Below are 15,189 nucleotides of genomic sequence, written 5' to 3' on the forward strand. Positions count from 1 at the left end.
TTTCGCTACATAGTTTGCAACAATGTTGACCGGCGCGCGATTTCAACATAGTTTCAAACTATGTTAGCGTTGGAGGCAGGAATGCCCGCAGAGATCGAAACAGCAGAGAAACCCGCCGCCCGCAAGGCGGCCCGCCGCGCAGCCAAGGCGGCCGAAAAGGGCACCGCCAAAGGTGCAGCCAAGGGCGCAGGCAAGGCCAAGGCCGGCAAAGCCAAGGCCAAGGCCCGCCCGATGGCAGCCGAGGCCGACAAGGCCCCGAGCGCGGCCCAGAAGCGCGCGCAGAAGCGCAAGCGCCTGACCGAGGCCAATACCGTCACTTTCGTCATGGAAACCGAGGTGCGCAGGTTCGTGTCCGGACACGCCAAGGCCGCCGGCATGGATATCGCCCCCTTCATGCAGAAGCTGGTCGAATCCTACGTGCTCGAAAACGCGCCCGAAGGCGATGCCCTGGCCAAGCGGATCGCGGCCAAGCGGGCCGTCCTCGACCGTGTCGTCAGCCTCTCGCGCGAAATGGCGCAGGCCGGTGCCTTTGACGAGCACTTCATCCTGAACGTCGTCCGCAACGCCTCGGCCGACGCCGATTTCGTCGCCCAGTACGAGGCGGCGGTGGACGCCCAGACCGCGGACGAGCGCGCGCTCGCCCGGGCCCAGGCACCGATCAACCAGCAGATGGGCCGCCTGATCAAGCGCGCCGCCGCTGCCCGCTCCAAGCGCGACGACCAGGGCAAGATCCTGCGCGCCCAGGTGCAGGGAGAAATGATATCGAGCTACACCCTGCTGGAAAAAGCCGACTAACGGCACCGGCACACCTCAAGACAGGGGCCGCCTCCGCAAAGGGGCGGCCCTTGGCATGCGTGACGCGCCGCGTCTTCGAAGGGGATGCTGCCTCGGATGTCGGATGTGCGCAACGACGCGGACGACAATGTCGTACATCATTGTTCGTGTTGGTAACATGAGGTCGCGAGACTTTGGGAGAGTACCAACATGCGTATAGAACCGGTCGAAATTTACTCCGATCAGAGCAATGCAGCGGTTCTGAGGCACCCCGAGCGACAATTCCCCGGAGTCTTGCTCCAAGGGGACACCCTTCATGCTTTGTGCTGGCGCCTTGACGAGTCGATAAGACACCTGAATCAGGATAGCCCGGCGTACACTCACTTGAACCATGTTCGAAATGCGCTCTGGTCACTCAAGAACGAGTACAAGTCGGTCTTGGTCGAACATGATCTTCCGATGCCCTTTTCAGAGGAATAGCTCTGCGGCTGAACGTTAGAGCGCAAGTGTGGTTGGCGGTTCGACCAGATCGAGAAGCTCCCGGACCCGTCACCGCGACACCCTCAGCCCATCCCGATCTGCAACGCGGAACCACGGCCGCCTCCGCAAAGGGGCGGCTTTTTTCTTACGGCACCCGGAACTTGCGGCAGGCTTTTGAATTCTCTGTATGTGGTGCTAACATCCACGTAACCGATGAACGGGAGTATCGATCATGGCTGAGGTTAAGAAAATGGCTGAAGCGACCAAGACCGAGACCGAAGACCTTCAGGCGCAGCTCAAGCTGCTCGGCGACGACGTCGCCGGTCTGAAGGATATCCTGCGTGATCTGGCCAAGAATTCCGCCCAGCAGGTCAGCGCAGATGCCAAGGCCCGTGCCGACGAGGCGCAGAAATACCTTCTGGATCTCGCGGACAAGACCAAGGGCGCCGCGAAGTCGGAAATCGACTCGCTGGAAAAGACCATTGCGAACAAGCCCCTGCAGGCCACTTTTATTGCACTGCTTGCAGGTCTCCTGATTGGCCGGCTGACCAGACGCTGACTGAATGCTAAGAGCCGCACTGTCCATCCTGACCCGCTATGCGAGCATCGAAGCCGAGCTGATGCTCCGGCGGGTCATGCGCCGGGCGGTCCTTTTCGCCGTCGCCGCGATCCTCCTGCTGCTGGCGCTCGGCGCGCTCACGGCGGCGGCCATCCTCGGACTGGCCCCCGTCGTCGGCGCCTGGCAGGCCGCACTCATCGTCGGAGTCGTGCTGATCCTCCTCGCGCTGCTTGTCCTCGCGCTGACCCGCCGCCCCGGGCGCCGGGTCCGGGTCGCCCGGGCAACCGTCCCGACCGAGGCCGCTCCGGCGGCCACCTCGACGGACCAGCTGCTCAGGGCCTTCGAAATCGGCTATTCCGTGGGGCAGGGAAAAGACAAGTGAGCCGCGCAACGTGACGCCAGACCTCAGAGGCCCGCAACGACACTCCGTCGACCTGTTTGCCTCCTTCGGCCTGATCGCCCTCGTTCTCTACCTCACCTACCAGCTCTTCTCGCCGCTCTTCTCGGCCCTGCTCTGGGGCACGCTGCTGGCGATCATCTGCGCGCACCCCTACGAGAGGCTGGTCTCCCGCCTCAAGGGGCGCCGCCATCTGGCGGACGTGGTCTTTGCCATCGTCCTGTTGATGGTCCTGCTGCTGCCCGCCACCTTCTTCGCCTTCGAGCTGACGCTGAACTTCCCCCGCATCAGCTCCCATCTCGAGGGTCTCGTCACCGGGGCCGTGCCAAGTCTGCCCGAGTGGATCGCACATCTTCCGGGCATCGGCGAGGCGATACGGCAGGGTTGGGCCGAGGCCTGGGCCTATATGCGCACCTCGCTGCCCCAGCTGATCGCCCATGCGGGCGGCGTTGCCACGTGGCTGCTGGCGCAGGTCGGCACCTTCGGCGCGTTTCTCTTCGAGTTCGCGCTCGGCATGGTGCTGGCGCTCTTCATGCTGCACCACCGCTTCGTGCTGCGCAGTTACCTGCACCGCCTGCTCCAGCGGATCGGGGGCGCCTTCGCCGTCGGCCTCGTGAGTTCCGCCTTCGATACGACGCGCACCGCCTTCACGGGGGTCATCGTCGCCTCGGTGGTCCAGACCCTGCTCGCCGGGCTCGGGCTCTACGTGGCCGGGGTGCCCGCGCTCATCCTGTTCTGCGGCTTCACCTTCCTGCTGGCGCTGGTCCAGATCGGCGCGGCGGCAGTGCTGGTAGTGGCCGAGATCATCCTGATCAGCAAGGGAAGCTATCTCGCGGGCCTCGGCCTCGCGTTCTGGTTCATCGTGGTGGTGATGTCCGCCGACAACATCATCCGGCCCTACTTCGCCAGCAAGGGCTCCGACGTGCCCGGCATCCTGTCCTTCCTCGGCTCGGTCGGCGGCTTCCTGTCGTGGGGGCTGATCGGGGTCTTTGTCGGCCCGGTGCTGACCTCGATCCTCTACCAGATGCTGCGCACCTGGATTAACGCGGAAGAGCCGGGCGCCTCCTCGGTGTCGGACCCGCCCGCGCCGCCGGGCTACCCGCTCTGACCCGCCTCAGCGCATCCAGAACCCGTTGGCCTTGATCCGGTTCCGGATGGCCTTTTCCGTGCGGGGCAGCGCATCGCGGTCGAACAGCGCCCGGACCTTGGCGCCACGACCCTGGTAGACCATGCGCTTGATCGGCTCGTAGCTCTTCAACACCTTCTTCAGCCGGTTCGGCGCCGTCACCTGCTCCAGCACCTCCACCACCCGGTCGTTCTCGCGCGCATAAAGCAGGGGGAAGAACCGGTAGTGACAGGCAACCTCGCCGTCGAGCGCGCTCGACAGCGGGGTCGGGCGTCCGCCCCCCAGCGCGTGGATCACCAGCGGCAACGCCACCTGGTCGAGCCAGGGGGCGAGGCTCTGACCGGTCAGTTCCACCGGCGGGTCGTCGCGGATGCTGGTCGCATAGTCGAGGAAGCGCGCGCCGAACTGCCGGGGGCAGGGGCCAAGGAACCATCCCGCGTTGAAGTAGAGGTAGCGTTCCCAGTATTCGTCCGGTTGGCTCAGGTCGAGGCTGCTGGTGAAATCCAGTCCGAACCGATCGTAGAGCGCCTGCCAGATGCCGCCATAGCCCGGCCCGTAGAGCGTCGGCTCCGGCCATGTGCCCTCGCGCCGCATCGAGGCCGTGGGGCGCGTGAAATCGAGGGGCAGCGCGCCAAGGTCGCCGGTCACCAGCGTATCGCTGTCGAAGAAGATGAACGGCTCGCCCTCGGGCAGATGCGCCAGCGCCTCGATCTTGTTGCCCTGCGGATAGGACTGGCCAAATGCCCGGCTCTCGAAGGGCAGGACCTCGGCGCCATACTCGCCCAGCAGCTCCAGCACCGCCCCGTCCCGCAGGGTGGGGTTGTTCTCCCACAGCGGCCCGGCCTCGGGCGTGGCGACGAACAGGCGCCCGGTGAACCCCGGCGCCAAAGCGCGCAGCGAGGCGGCGAACAGCAGGCATTCGTATTGCAGACGGCCGGGTTGGCCGATGATCACGATGTTGAAGTTGCCCTGAGGCGACTGCTGCCCTGTCATGCTACCCCGGTCGCAGATTCTTGCTGCGGCCCCTGCCGTTTGCGGGCAGTATAGGTGCGTTGCCGCCTTGCAAAAACCCGCAATCGCTCGGAAATTTGCGGCCGGGCCGGTTGGGTCGGGGCAGGGTCCCCGAAGGCAGGGCGCAGTCAGGAGGGGTTCAGCGATGCTTCAGTTCTTTTTCACGATTCTCACGGCCGCGGCGCAGTCCGCCGGTGCATCCGGGGACGAGACCCCCTCCGCCGCCCTGACCACTCCGCCGCCCGCAATCACGACCCCCGCCACGCCGGAGCCCACCGCCCCGGCCGCCTCCGAACAGGTGGCCGCCGCCCCTGCGCCCGAACCCGAACCCGAGGCCACACCCGAACCTGCCGCCGCGCCCGAGCCCGCGCCGCAGCAACCGCCCGCCGCCGCGCCGGTCACCGGCATCATCGCGCCCGCGGCCCCGGAACTGACACCCGGCCTCGTCGCCGAACCGCAGACCGCAACCGGGCGCTTCCTGACCGCGACCGAGGTCAGGCCGATCCTCAACGCGACCAAGCCCAACTGGATCAGCGTCCGCGCCTTCGGCGGCAAGGACCTGCTCTACGTCACCCACATCTGGTCGTGGCGCTGCGGCCTGCTGGAACTCCGGGTGGGGGTCAACGGTGCCCAGCCCGAGATCTGGCCGCTGCCCGCCTGTCACACGGACCAGCCCGCGCCCGCCGCAATCCTCGAGAGCGACGGTCTGCCCTACCGCGAGTTCCCGCTGAAATCGGTGCAGCTGATTGAGGTCATGCTCACCTTCGACGACCTCTCGGTCTCGCGTGTGCGCTTCAATCGGGCCGGGATCGTCATTCCCTAGGGCGTCAGCCCATCAGCTGCTCGCCGGCTCCAAATTCGTTCTGCTCCAGCCACAGCCGGCGCAGCGCCTCGCCCTGGCCGGTAAACCTGTCCCCAAGGACCTCGCAACACCAGATCCGGTCCACCCGGAAATGCCGGAAGGCCTGCCGCCACTCGCACCACGCGGCCAGCATCACGCAGTTCAGGTGATAGACCACGGCAACCGGGCGCACGATGCGCCGGGTCTCGACGTCGGCCTCGTCGCGATAGGTCATGTCCAGCTTGCGCTCGTCCCGTACCGCGTCCCGTAGCATCGCCATCTGCACGCAGCCCCGGTCCGGGTCGTCCTGAGGCGCGCCCCAGGGCGCGACCTGCAGCCAGTCCACCGCGCAGTGCAGCGCGTCGATCTTGCCGCAAATCCGCGACGCCGCCTGCTGCAGCGCGCTGTCCCCGGTGCGCGCCAGCAGGGCCAGCCCGACCTGCAGCGCCTGAATCTCCTCGGCGTCAAAGTTAAGCGGCGGCAGATCGTAGCCCTTGCGCATCACGTAGCCGATCCCGGCCTCGCCCTCGATCGGGGTCCGCATCCCCTGCAACGCGGCGATATCGCGGTAGATGGTGCGCTCCGAGACCTCCAGAACCTCCGCCAGCCGGGCGGCAGTGACGGGCCGGCCACTGGCGCGCAACAGCTGGATGATCTCGAACAGTCGGTTGGATCGGTTCATCGGCGTACCCCTCATGCTGACACTCTGCTGACAGCATAGCGCCAGCCCCTGACAACAGGCTGTCAGGAGACCTGTGGTTTCTTCGGAAAGCAACAGGAAACAGGACCATGAATCATTACGACTACGCCACCTTGCTCGCCTGCGGTCTCGACCGCTGGTCGCCGCCCCGGCCCGAACGTCCCCACGAACGCGAGGCGCGACTCGTTCAGGAGCGCGAAAGCGCCAGGGCCCTCCCGAAACCGGAAAAGGCGCCGCTGTGGCGACGCCTCTTCCACCCGGCGCGCATGCGCCTCAGCCAGTGACAACGGACCCGGCCCGCAAGGGCCGGGCACGCCCGGTCAATGCTTCAGCCGGAACCGCTGGACCTTGCCGCTCTCGGTCTTCGGCAGCGCGTCGATGAACTTGACCGAGCGCGGGTACTTGTAGGGCGCGACCGAGTTCTTCACGTGGGTCTGCAGGTCCTTGATCAACTCATCCGACGGGGTGAACCCCTCGGCCAGCACCACATGCGCCTCGACGATATGGCCCCGGTCCTCGTCCGGCACCCCGATCACCCCGCACTCCAGCACCGCCGCATGCGACAGCAGCGCCGCCTCGACCTCCGGCCCGGCGATGTTGTAGCCCGACGAGATGATCATGTCGTCCGAGCGGGCGGCGAAATGGAAGAACCCGTCCTCGTCCTGCACGAAGGTATCGCCGGGCAGGTTCCAGCCGTCCTTCACATAGTTCTTTTGCCGCTCGTCGGCGAGGTAACGGCAGCCCACCGGGCCGCGCACGGCAAGGTGCCCCGGCGTGCCGCGCGGCACCTCGTTCATGTCGTCGTCCACCACCTTGGCGACATAGCCCGACAGCGGGCGCCCGGTGGTCGCCGACCGAGCCTCGCCAAAGCGGTTCGAGATGTAGATGTGCAGCATCTCGGTCCCGCCGATCCCGTCGAGGATCGGCTTGCCGGTCTTCTTCACCCATTCGTCGAACACCGGGGCGGGCAGGGTCTCGCCCGCCGAGACGGCGCAGCGCAAAGACGAGAGGTCGGCACCTTCGTCCATCGCGCGCAGCATGGCGCGATAGGCGGTCGGCGCGGTGAAGCAGATGGTCGCCTTGTACTTCTGGATGATCTCGATGAGGTTCGGCGGCGAGGCGTTCTCCAGCAGCACGGCGGCCGCGCCAAAGCGCAGCGGAAAGATCGCCAGCCCGCCGAGTCCGAAGGTGAAGGCCAGCGGCGGCGAGCCGACGAAGACATCCTCGGGCTGCACGTCCAGCACTTCCTTGGCATAGGCATCCGCGATGATCAGCAGGTCGCGGTGGAAATGCATCGTCGCCTTGGGCACGCCGGTCGAGCCCGAGGTGAAGCCCAGCAGCGCCACGTCGTCGCGCCCGGTCTTTACCGCCTCGAACTTCACCGACTTGCTCAGAGCCGCCCGGTCCAGTTCGGCGTCGTGGTTGGCCGAACCATCAAAGCCGATCACCTTCTGCAGGAACTCGGACTTGTTGGCGCAGGCCATCATCTCGTCCATCATCCGGGTATCGCAGAGGGCGAACTGGATCTCGGCCTTGTCGACGGTCTGGGTCAGTTCCTTCTCGCGCAGCAGCGGCATGGTGTTCACCACCACCGCGCCAACCTTGGTCGCCGCCAGCCAGCAGGCCACCTTGGCCGGGTTGTTGGCCGAGCGGATCAGGATCCGGTTGCCCGGTTTCACCCCGAAGTCCTCGACCAGCGCATGGGCGATCCGGTTGGTCCAGTCCGCCAGTTCCTTGTAGGTCCGCTGGCGGCCATTGCCGACCAGCGCCACGTTGTCGCCAAAACCCTTCTCGACCATGCGGTCGGTCAGTTCGACCCCGGCGTTCAGGTACTCGGGATACTGGAAGTCATCGAGGAGATAGACCGGCTGGTCCTCGGGCGAGGGCAGGTTGTCCCGCGCGAAGGTGTCGGTATGGGCGCTTGGCCCGAGTGCGTGAGCCGGTGACATGGGAATTAACCTCCTGTTGATTGGCGAGCGATCACCACTTTCTGGACGTCCGAGGCCCCCTCGTAGATCCGCAGCGCGCGGATCTCGCGATAGAGGCTCTCGACGATATGCCCCTTCCGGACGCCGTCCCCGCCATGCAGCTGGACGGCGGCGTCGATGACCGTCTGCGCGGTCTCGGTGGCATGTAGCTTGGCCATTGCGGCCTCGCGCGTGACACGGGGCGCGCCCATGTCCTTGGTCCAGGCCGCGCGATAGATCAGCAGCGCCGAGGCATCGACCCCCAGCGCCATGTCCGCGATATGGCCCTGCACCATCTGCAAGTCGAACAGGGGGGCGCCGAACAGCTCCCGCTCCTGCACCCGTTTCAGGCTCTCGTCCATCGCGCGACGGGCAAAGCCGAGCGCGGCGGCGCCCACGGTCGAGCGGAAGACGTCCAGCACCGACATGGCGATGCGAAAGCCCTTGCCGGCCTCGCCGATCAGGGCGGAGGCGGGCAGGCGCATGTCAGTGAACTTCAGCCGTGCCAGCGGATGCGGCGCGATCACGTCGATGCGCTCGGCGATCTCGAGGCCCGGCGTGTCGGCCGGGACGAGGAAGGCCGAGATGCCCTTGGCCCCCGGCGCCTCGCCGGTGCGGGCGAAGAGCACGTAGACATCGGCGATGCCGCCGTTCGAAATCCAGGTCTTCTCGCCGTTGACGACGAACTCATCGCCCTCGCGCACCGCGGTTGTGGTCATGTTCGCCACATCCGAGCCGCTGGCCGGTTCACTCAGCGCAAAGGCCGAGAGCGCTTCGCCCGCGCGGGTCTTCTTCAGCCATTCCCGCTGCTCGTCGCTGCCGAAGAGCGAGACCGAGCCCATGCCCAGACCCTGCATGGCAAAGGCGAAATCGGCCAGCCCGTCATGGCGCGCCAGCGTCTCCCGGATCAGGCAGAGCGAGCGGACGTCGATGTCCTCGCCGCCCGAGAACTGCAGGAATCCGGCCGCGCCGAGGTCGCGCACCAGCGCCTTGCAGGCCCCGTCTACGTCGGAATGATCCACCGGCAGGTTGGCCGCGCACCACTCCTCCAGCGCCGCCGCCAGCTCGCGGTGACGCTCTTCGAAAAACGGCCAGTCCAGGAATGTCCGGTCAGGCATGGTGATGACCTCCCATCATCTTCTCTTTTCAAATACTCAAATCCGGCGCTCGCCACGCAGAGATGCGTTAATCGGGGGCGCCGGGAAAGGGTCAGTCCCCTTCGAACACCGGCTTTTCCTTGGCCACGAAGGCACGGTAGGCGCGTTCGAAGTCCTTGCCCTGCATGCAGATCGCCTGTGCCTGCGCCTCGGCCTCGATGGCCTGGTCCAGGCTCAGGTTCCATTCCTGGTTCAGCTGGGTCTTGGTCATCGAGTTGGCGAATGTCGGCCCGGCCACGATGCGCTCGGCCATCTTGCGGGCCGCCGCTTCAAGCTCGTCCGCCGCGTGCAGCGCGTTCCAGTAGCCCCAGGCGAGGCCCTCTTCGGCACCCATGGCGCGCCCGGTGTAGAGCAGCTCGGCCGCGCGGCCCTGGCCGATGATGCGGGGCAGCATGGCACAGGCGCCCATATCGCAACCGGCAAGGCCGACGCGGTTGAACAGAAAGGCGCATTTCGCCTCCGGCGTCGCCAGCCGCAGGTCCGATGCCATGGTGATGATCGCACCCGCACCGGCGGCGATGCCGTCCACAGCCGAGATGATCGGCTTGCCGCAGTGGATCATCGCCTTGACCAGATCGCCGGTCATGCGGGTGAACTTCAGCAGGTCCTTCATGTCCATGCCGACCAGCGGGCCGATGATGTCATGCACGTCGCCGCCCGAACTGAAGTTGCCGCCGTTCGGGGCGATCACGACAGCGTGGATATCGTCGGCATAGACCAGCGCGCGGAAGGTGTCGCGCAGCTCGGCGTAGCTGTCGAAGGTCAGCGGGTTCTTGCGCTCGGGGCGGTTCAGGCGGATCGTGGCGATGCCGTCGGCGGCCTCCCACAGAAAATGCGTGGCCTTGTAGCCGGACATGTCGGTCATTCGTGGTGATCTCCCAGTCGGTCGAGTAGTTTGATCAGGGTGTCGAGCTCGGCCGCGGTGAAATCCGACAGCTTCTCGTCCACCCAGGTTTCATGCGCGGCGGCCATCTCGGCAAAGCGCTGGATGCCCTCGGGCGTCAGGCGCACCAGCATGGCCCGCCGGTCGCCGTCGACCACGGCCCGCTCCACCAGTCCCTCGCCCGCAAGGCGCTCGACGATGCCGGTGACATTGCCGTTCGAGACCTTGAGCTTGGCCGAAAGGTCGCTCATCCGCAGCCCGTCGCGGTAGCGGTCGAGGGCGGACATCACGTCGAACCGGGGCAGGGTGCTGTCGTGCTCGGCCCGCAGCTTCTCGCGCAGGTAGCCCTCCACCTCGCGCTGAGCGCTCAGCATGCGCAGCCAGAGCCGCAGCCGCTGCTTCGATAACTGGCGGTTGGCGGCGTTCATGTCTCTCCTCCCGAAATCGAAATGGCCTGTCCGGTGATGCCCTCCGAGCCGGGACCGCACAGCCACAGCGCGGCGGCGGTCACCTCGGCAGGCTGAATGAGGCGCTGCTGCGGGTTGGTGCGCTCAAGGCTCTTCCTCGCATCCGCGGCGCTCATGCCGGTCTTGTCCATGATATTCGCGATGCTGCGCTCGGTCATCTCGGTATCGAGAAAGCCGGGGCACAGCGCGTTCACCGTCACCGGGCCGCGCGCGGTTTCCAGCGCCAGCGACCGGACCATGCCGATCACGCCGTGCTTCGCCGCCGCGTAGGGGGCCACATAGGAATAGCCCTTCAGACCGGCGGTCGAAGCAACGGCGATCAGCCGGCCCCACCTGTCCTTGCCCAGCCGCTGAATGGCGGCCCGGAAGGTCAGGAAGGTGCCGGTCAGGTTGACATCGATCATCGCCTGCCAGTCCTCCAGCCGGGTGCGGGCGAAGGGCGCGCTGGACGACGCGCCGGCATTGGCGATGACGATGTCCGGGGTGCCGATGAAATCGAACATGGCCTCGACAGAGGTCTCGTCGGTCACATCGGCCTCGACGCCGTGAATTCCTTCGTGAGTGGCAGCAACAGCGTCGAGAGTCTTCGAGGTGCGTCCGGCAATCCAGACGGTCGCACCTTCCTTGGCGAAATGGCGGGCCATGTCGGCACCGAGCCCGGTGCCGCCGCCGGTGATCAGGACGGTCTTGTCGGCGACCGCCGTCATACGCGGATCCCCAGACCTTCGCCCCGTTCGGCAAGGCGCTGCATCTGGTCGCGGCCCGGCAGGTAGGGCAGCGGCCACTCGGTCGCCGTATCGCCGAGGGCGGCGGCGGCGTGCAGGGTCCAGTAGGGGTCGGCCAGATGCGGACGGGCAAGGCAGACAAGGTCGGCGCGGCCCGCCATCAGGATCGAGTTCACGTGGTCGGGCTCGTAGATATTGCCGACCGCCATGGTGGCGATCCCGGTGTCGTTGCGGATACGGTCCGAGAAAGGGGTCTGGAACATCCGGCCATAGACCGGGCGGGCCTCCTTGCTGGTCTGCCCGGCGGACACGTCGACGATGTCGACACCCGCGTCGCGGAACATCCGCGCGATCTGCACCGCATCTTCCGCGTCCACGCCGTTCTCGGTCCAGTCGGTCGCCGAGATACGCACCGACATCGGCTTTTCCTCGGGCCAGACGGCGCGCATCGCCCTGAACACTTCCAGCGGATAGCGCATCCGGTTTTCCAGCGCACCGCCGTACGCGTCCGAACGGGTGTTCGACAGCGGCGAGATGAACGACGAGATCAGGTAGCCGTGCGCGGCGTGGAACTCGACCATGTCGAACCCGGCGCGGGCGGCCATCTCGGTCGCGCTGACGAACTGGTCCTTCACCGCGTCCATGTCGGCGCGGTCCATCTCCTTCGGCACGGCATTGCCGTCCTGCCAGGGCAGGGCCGAGGCCGAGATCAGCGGCCAGTTGCCGTCCTTCAGCGGCGCGTCCATCGTCTCCCAGCCAACCTGGGTCGAGCCCTTGCGGCCCGAATGCCCGATCTGCATGCAGAGCTTGGCGTCGGTCTCGGCATGGACGAAATCACAGAGCCGTTTCCACGCCGCCTCGTGCTCGGGCGCATAGAGACCGGGGCAGCCCGGGGTGATGCGGCCCTCGGGGCTGACGCAGGTCATCTCGATGTAGACAAGACCCGCACCGCCCTTGGCGCGCTCGGCATAGTGCGAGAAATGCCAGTCGGTCGGGCAGCCATCGACGGCCTTGTACTGGGCCATTGGCGAAACCACGACGCGGTTCTTCAGGCGCATGTCGCGGATCTGATAGGGCGCGAACATCGGCGCGCGGTGCACACCATTGGCCCCGGCCTGCGCCTGGAACCACTCCTCGGCCGACTTCAGCCAGTCGGCGTCGCGCATCCGCAGGTTCTCGTGGCTGATCCGCTGCGAGCGGGTAAGCAGCGAGTAGGTGAACTGCACCGGGTCGAGATCGAGGTAGCGTTCCACCTGCTCGAACCACTCGGTCGAGTTCCGCGCCGCGGACTGCAGACGCAGCACGTCGAGGCGGCGGTCTTCTTGGTAGCGGGTAAAGGCATCTTCCAGCGTCGGCTGGTTCTCGACGAAGTCGGCCAGCGCAATGGCGGATTCGATGGCGAGCTTCGAGCCCGAACCGATCGAGAAATGCGCGGTGGCCGAGCTGTCGCCCAGCAGGACGACGTTCTTGTAGTGCCACTTCTCGCAGAGCACGCGATTGAAGTTGATCCAGGCCGACCCGCGAATGTGGTTGGCGTTGGTCATCAGCGCATTGCCGTCAAGATACTTGGCAAAGACCTTCTCGAGGACAGCGATGCTCTCCTGCTGGCTCATCTCTCCGAAGCCGAAGTTGTTGTAGGTCTCTTCGGTGCACTCGACGATGAAGGTCGCGGTATCCGAGTCGAACTGGTAGGCGTGTACCCAGAGCCAGCCGTGCTCGGTCTTCTCGAAGATGAAGGTAAACGCGTCGTCGAACTTGGCATGGGTGCCCAGCCAGACGAACTTGCACAGCCGGGTGTCGATCTCGGGCTTGAAGTGCTCGGCGTAATGCGTCCGCACCCGCGAGTTGATGCCATCCGCCGCAACGACGAGGTCGTACTCTTCCGAAAGCTTCTCGATATCGGTCGCATCGGTCTCGAACTGGAGGTCGACGCCCAGTTCCCGTGCGCGTTCCTGCAACAGCAGCAGCAGGCGCATCCGGCCGATCCCGCAGAAGCCGTGCCCGGTCGAAACGATGTGGCTGCCCTTCAGGTGAACGGCGATATCGTCCCAATAGGCAAAGTGCTCCTTGATCGCATCCGCGCTCTTGGGGTCGTTGTTGCGCAGGTTGGTCAGGGTCTCGTCCGAAAGAACCACGCCCCAGCCGAAGGTATCGTCCGGCTTGTTGCGCTCAAGGACGGTGATCTCGTGCTCGGGATTCCGCAGTTTCAGGCTGATGGCAAAATACAGTCCGGCGGGACCGCCACCAAGGCATACGACTTTCATGTCCGCTCTCCCTGTCAGGATTCTTGCAGCAAGAGTGGCAGCGGGGCAAATTTATTTCAAGCATAAAACATCAAGCTTCAAGTAAATCGCCCACATCCCGCCGCAAGGCCGGGGAAGGGGCTCCGGACAGGGCTTCCGGGCGAGGGGTTGGGGCACCGGATCGGCATCCAAAACCCCTGACCAGGGGTCGTTCCAGCGCTGAGTCGCCCGTAACCAGCCGGTTTCGGGCCGTAACTGCCAGTCCGATCTGGTGAATAATTGAGCAGCAGTTTTTCGAGGTTTCGAGCGCCTTCAGGTCCGAATTGGCGACGCCATCCAAGATTAAATCATTATTTATCAGGTTATTACACTGCAATCCCACCCGCTTTTCCTCCGTTCCCGCGGGTCAGCCATCATGAGCCCCTCCATTTTTTACCAATTGATAAAAATTCTGCTTGTGGCACTCTTTTCTCAAAACAAGAACGACCCATAGGGAGAATTCCATGGCGAACAGCCAGACGACCTCCGGCATCGTTGCCGGACGCCTTCCAGCCGATCGCATCGCCAAGAACTTCGGCGACTTGCATCCGGCCTATCAACCGCACGAGGCGGCCGTGGCGGCGGACCGCTGCTATTTCTGCCATGATGCCCCCTGCATGACGGCCTGTCCGACAAGCATCGACATCCCGCTGTTCATCCGTCAGATCGCGACCGGCACGCCCGAGGCGGCGGCGAAGACGATCTTCGAACAGAATATCCTCGGCGGCATGTGCGCTCGCGTCTGCCCGACCGAGACCCTCTGCGAAGAGGCCTGCGTGCGCGAAACAGCCGAGGGCAAGCCGGTCGAGATCGGCCGTCTCCAGCGCTATGCCACCGACACGCTGATGGCCCGCAACGCCCATCCTTTCACCCGCGCGGCCAGCACGGGCAAGAAGGTCGCCGTGGTCGGGGCAGGGCCCTCAGGTCTCGCCTGTGCGCACCGGCTGGCCATGCTGGGGCATGACGTGGTGATCTTCGAGGCGCGGCCCAAGGCCGGCGGTCTCAACGAATTCGGCATCGCCGCCTACAAGGCCCCGAACCACTTCGCCGAGCGCGAGGTCGCCTGGCTGATGCAGATCGGCGGCATCACCATGGAAGAGGGCAAGGCGCTCGGGCGCGACATCACCCTCGCCGGGCTCAAGGCCGACTACGACGCGGTCTTCCTCTCCATCGGCCTCGGCGGCGTGAACGCGCTGCGGGCCGAGGGCGAGGACAAGGACGGCGTGCGCGACGCGGTCGATTTCATCGCCGACCTGCGCCAGTCCGGCGACTTGACCGGCCTGCCCGTCGGGCGCGACGTGGTGGTGATCGGCGGCGGCATGACGGCAGTCGACGCCGCCGTGCAGTCCAAGCTGCTCGGCGCCGAGAACGTCACCATCGCCTACCGCCGCGGGCAGGAGTCGATGAGCGCCTCGCGCTACGAACAGGACCTCGCGGCCCAGAACGGCGTGCGCCTGATGTTCAACCTGCGCCCCGTCGCCGTGCACGGCAACGGCAGCGCCGCCGAGATCGAGCTGGAGTATACCACCACCGAGGGCGGCAAGCTGACCGGCACCGGCGAGACAATCCGCCTCAAGGCCGATCAGGTGTTCAAGGCCATCGGCCAGACCCTGACCGACGCGCCCGAGGGCATCGCCATCGAGGGCGGCAAGATTGCCGTCACCGGGGCGGGCCGGACCTCGGTCGCGGGCGTCTGGGCAGGGGGCGACTGTGCCTCCGGCGGCGAGGACCTGACGGTGACAGCCGTGGCCGAAGGGCGCGACGCCGCGCTCGACATCCACGCCACCCTGACCGCCTGAACTGTGCTATGCTGGACACGG

At 65.9% G+C, this 15,189-nt stretch carries 16 protein-coding genes; 8 read left to right on the forward strand and 8 right to left on the reverse strand.

Going from position 1 to position 15,189, the window contains the following annotated elements:
• Positions 1-81 precede the first annotated feature (81 nt).
• The 5 genes from DDT93_RS01890 to DDT93_RS01905 all read left to right on the forward strand — a co-directional run bounded on the left by DDT93_RS01890 (position 82) and on the right by DDT93_RS01905 (position 3,318).
• Positions 82-795: a hypothetical protein gene (locus DDT93_RS01890; RefSeq protein ID WP_109464093.1), complete on the forward strand. Its 714-nt coding sequence runs from the start codon at positions 82-84 to the stop codon at positions 793-795.
• 189 nt (positions 796-984) lie between these two features.
• A complete protein-coding gene (locus DDT93_RS27135) occupies positions 985-1,254 on the forward strand; it encodes a DUF6959 family protein (protein WP_408607901.1) in 270 nt (89 codons plus the stop codon).
• Positions 1,255-1,504: 250 nt separating this feature from the next.
• The gene (locus DDT93_RS01895; protein ID WP_109464094.1) at positions 1,505-1,813 is read left to right on the forward strand and encodes a DUF883 family protein; all 309 of its coding nucleotides are present in this window, start codon (positions 1,505-1,507) and stop codon (positions 1,811-1,813) included.
• A 4-nt stretch (positions 1,814-1,817) separates the two neighbouring features.
• On the forward strand, positions 1,818-2,195 hold the full coding sequence (locus tag DDT93_RS01900) for a phage holin family protein (RefSeq protein WP_109464095.1): 378 nt from the start codon (positions 1,818-1,820) through the stop codon (positions 2,193-2,195).
• Positions 2,196-2,205: 10 nt separating this feature from the next.
• The gene (locus DDT93_RS01905; RefSeq protein ID WP_157960069.1) at positions 2,206-3,318 is read left to right on the forward strand and encodes an AI-2E family transporter; all 1,113 of its coding nucleotides are present in this window, start codon (positions 2,206-2,208) and stop codon (positions 3,316-3,318) included.
• 6 nt (positions 3,319-3,324) lie between these two features.
• Here the strand turns inward: DDT93_RS01905 and DDT93_RS01910 are convergent, their stop codons facing one another.
• Positions 3,325-4,329, reverse strand: coding sequence for a hypothetical protein (locus DDT93_RS01910; protein ID WP_109464097.1), 1,005 nt, complete (start codon positions 4,327-4,329; stop codon positions 3,325-3,327).
• 163 nt (positions 4,330-4,492) lie between these two features.
• Here DDT93_RS01910 and DDT93_RS26860 point away from each other — a divergent pair, with 163 nt between their 5' ends.
• Positions 4,493-5,170: a hypothetical protein gene (locus DDT93_RS26860; RefSeq protein WP_232825349.1), complete on the forward strand. Its 678-nt coding sequence runs from the start codon at positions 4,493-4,495 to the stop codon at positions 5,168-5,170.
• A 4-nt stretch (positions 5,171-5,174) separates the two neighbouring features.
• Here the strand turns inward: DDT93_RS26860 and DDT93_RS01920 are convergent, their stop codons facing one another.
• Entirely contained in the window at positions 5,175-5,870 is a 696-nt protein-coding gene (locus DDT93_RS01920) for a helix-turn-helix transcriptional regulator (RefSeq protein WP_109464098.1), read from the reverse strand.
• Positions 5,871-5,977: 107 nt separating this feature from the next.
• Here DDT93_RS01920 and DDT93_RS01925 point away from each other — a divergent pair, with 107 nt between their 5' ends.
• On the forward strand, positions 5,978-6,172 hold the full coding sequence (locus tag DDT93_RS01925; protein WP_109464099.1) for a hypothetical protein: 195 nt from the start codon (positions 5,978-5,980) through the stop codon (positions 6,170-6,172).
• A gap of 36 nt (positions 6,173-6,208) precedes the next feature.
• Here DDT93_RS01925 and DDT93_RS01930 read toward each other — a convergent pair whose 3' ends face one another.
• The 6 genes from DDT93_RS01930 to DDT93_RS01955 all read right to left on the reverse strand — a co-directional run bounded on the left by DDT93_RS01930 (position 6,209) and on the right by DDT93_RS01955 (position 13,351).
• Complete coding sequence (locus DDT93_RS01930; protein ID WP_109464100.1) at positions 6,209-7,837, reverse strand: AMP-binding protein; 1,629 nt, start codon at positions 7,835-7,837, stop codon at positions 6,209-6,211.
• 5 nt (positions 7,838-7,842) lie between these two features.
• Positions 7,843-8,973, reverse strand: a complete 1,131-nt coding sequence (locus DDT93_RS01935) for an acyl-CoA dehydrogenase family protein (protein ID WP_109464101.1) — start codon at positions 8,971-8,973, stop codon at positions 7,843-7,845.
• 91 nt (positions 8,974-9,064) lie between these two features.
• Entirely contained in the window at positions 9,065-9,868 is an 804-nt protein-coding gene (locus DDT93_RS01940) for an enoyl-CoA hydratase family protein (RefSeq protein WP_408607908.1), read from the reverse strand.
• Between the two features lie 5 nt (positions 9,869-9,873).
• Positions 9,874-10,323, reverse strand: coding sequence for a MarR family winged helix-turn-helix transcriptional regulator (locus tag DDT93_RS01945; RefSeq protein WP_109464103.1), 450 nt, complete (start codon positions 10,321-10,323; stop codon positions 9,874-9,876).
• Positions 10,320-11,069, reverse strand: a complete 750-nt coding sequence (locus tag DDT93_RS01950) for an SDR family NAD(P)-dependent oxidoreductase (protein WP_109464104.1) — start codon at positions 11,067-11,069, stop codon at positions 10,320-10,322. Before DDT93_RS01950 ends, DDT93_RS01945 begins: the two co-directional genes overlap by 4 nt.
• The gene (locus DDT93_RS01955; RefSeq protein ID WP_109464105.1) at positions 11,066-13,351 is read right to left on the reverse strand and encodes a bifunctional salicylyl-CoA 5-hydroxylase/oxidoreductase; all 2,286 of its coding nucleotides are present in this window, start codon (positions 13,349-13,351) and stop codon (positions 11,066-11,068) included. The genes DDT93_RS01950 and DDT93_RS01955 overlap by 4 nt, the downstream gene beginning before the upstream one ends.
• 482 nt (positions 13,352-13,833) lie before the next feature.
• Here DDT93_RS01955 and DDT93_RS01960 point away from each other — a divergent pair, with 482 nt between their 5' ends.
• A complete protein-coding gene (locus DDT93_RS01960) occupies positions 13,834-15,168 on the forward strand; it encodes an NAD(P)-dependent oxidoreductase (protein ID WP_109464106.1) in 1,335 nt (444 codons plus the stop codon).
• Positions 15,169-15,189 lie beyond the last annotated feature (21 nt).

Origin of the sequence: Albibacillus kandeliae (genome assembly GCF_003116585.1) — a bacterium.
Classification (GTDB): domain Bacteria; phylum Pseudomonadota; class Alphaproteobacteria; order Rhodobacterales; family Rhodobacteraceae; genus Albibacillus; species Albibacillus kandeliae.

Coding starts and splice junctions, on each gene's coding strand:
- DDT93_RS01890 (WP_109464093.1), top strand. CDS start 82: ATGCCCGCAGAGATCGAAACAGCAGAGAAACCCGCCGCCCGCAAGGCG.
- DDT93_RS27135 (WP_408607901.1), top strand. CDS start 985: ATGCGTATAGAACCGGTCGAAATTTACTCCGATCAGAGCAATGCAGCG.
- DDT93_RS01895 (WP_109464094.1), top strand. CDS start 1,505: ATGGCTGAAGCGACCAAGACCGAGACCGAAGACCTTCAGGCGCAGCTC.
- DDT93_RS01900 (WP_109464095.1), top strand. CDS start 1,818: ATGCTAAGAGCCGCACTGTCCATCCTGACCCGCTATGCGAGCATCGAA.
- DDT93_RS01910 (WP_109464097.1), bottom strand. CDS start 4,329: ATGACAGGGCAGCAGTCGCCTCAGGGCAACTTCAACATCGTGATCATC.
- DDT93_RS26860 (WP_232825349.1), top strand. CDS start 4,493: ATGCTTCAGTTCTTTTTCACGATTCTCACGGCCGCGGCGCAGTCCGCC.
- DDT93_RS01920 (WP_109464098.1), bottom strand. CDS start 5,870: ATGAACCGATCCAACCGACTGTTCGAGATCATCCAGCTGTTGCGCGCC.
- DDT93_RS01925 (WP_109464099.1), top strand. CDS start 5,978: ATGAATCATTACGACTACGCCACCTTGCTCGCCTGCGGTCTCGACCGC.
- DDT93_RS01930 (WP_109464100.1), bottom strand. CDS start 7,837: ATGTCACCGGCTCACGCACTCGGGCCAAGCGCCCATACCGACACCTTC.
- DDT93_RS01935 (WP_109464101.1), bottom strand. CDS start 8,973: ATGCCTGACCGGACATTCCTGGACTGGCCGTTTTTCGAAGAGCGTCAC.
- DDT93_RS01940 (WP_408607908.1), bottom strand. CDS start 9,868: ATGTCCGGCTACAAGGCCACGCATTTTCTGTGGGAGGCCGCCGACGGC.
- DDT93_RS01945 (WP_109464103.1), bottom strand. CDS start 10,323: ATGAACGCCGCCAACCGCCAGTTATCGAAGCAGCGGCTGCGGCTCTGG.
- DDT93_RS01950 (WP_109464104.1), bottom strand. CDS start 11,069: ATGACGGCGGTCGCCGACAAGACCGTCCTGATCACCGGCGGCGGCACC.
- DDT93_RS01955 (WP_109464105.1), bottom strand. CDS start 13,351: ATGAAAGTCGTATGCCTTGGTGGCGGTCCCGCCGGACTGTATTTTGCC.
- DDT93_RS01960 (WP_109464106.1), top strand. CDS start 13,834: ATGGCGAACAGCCAGACGACCTCCGGCATCGTTGCCGGACGCCTTCCA.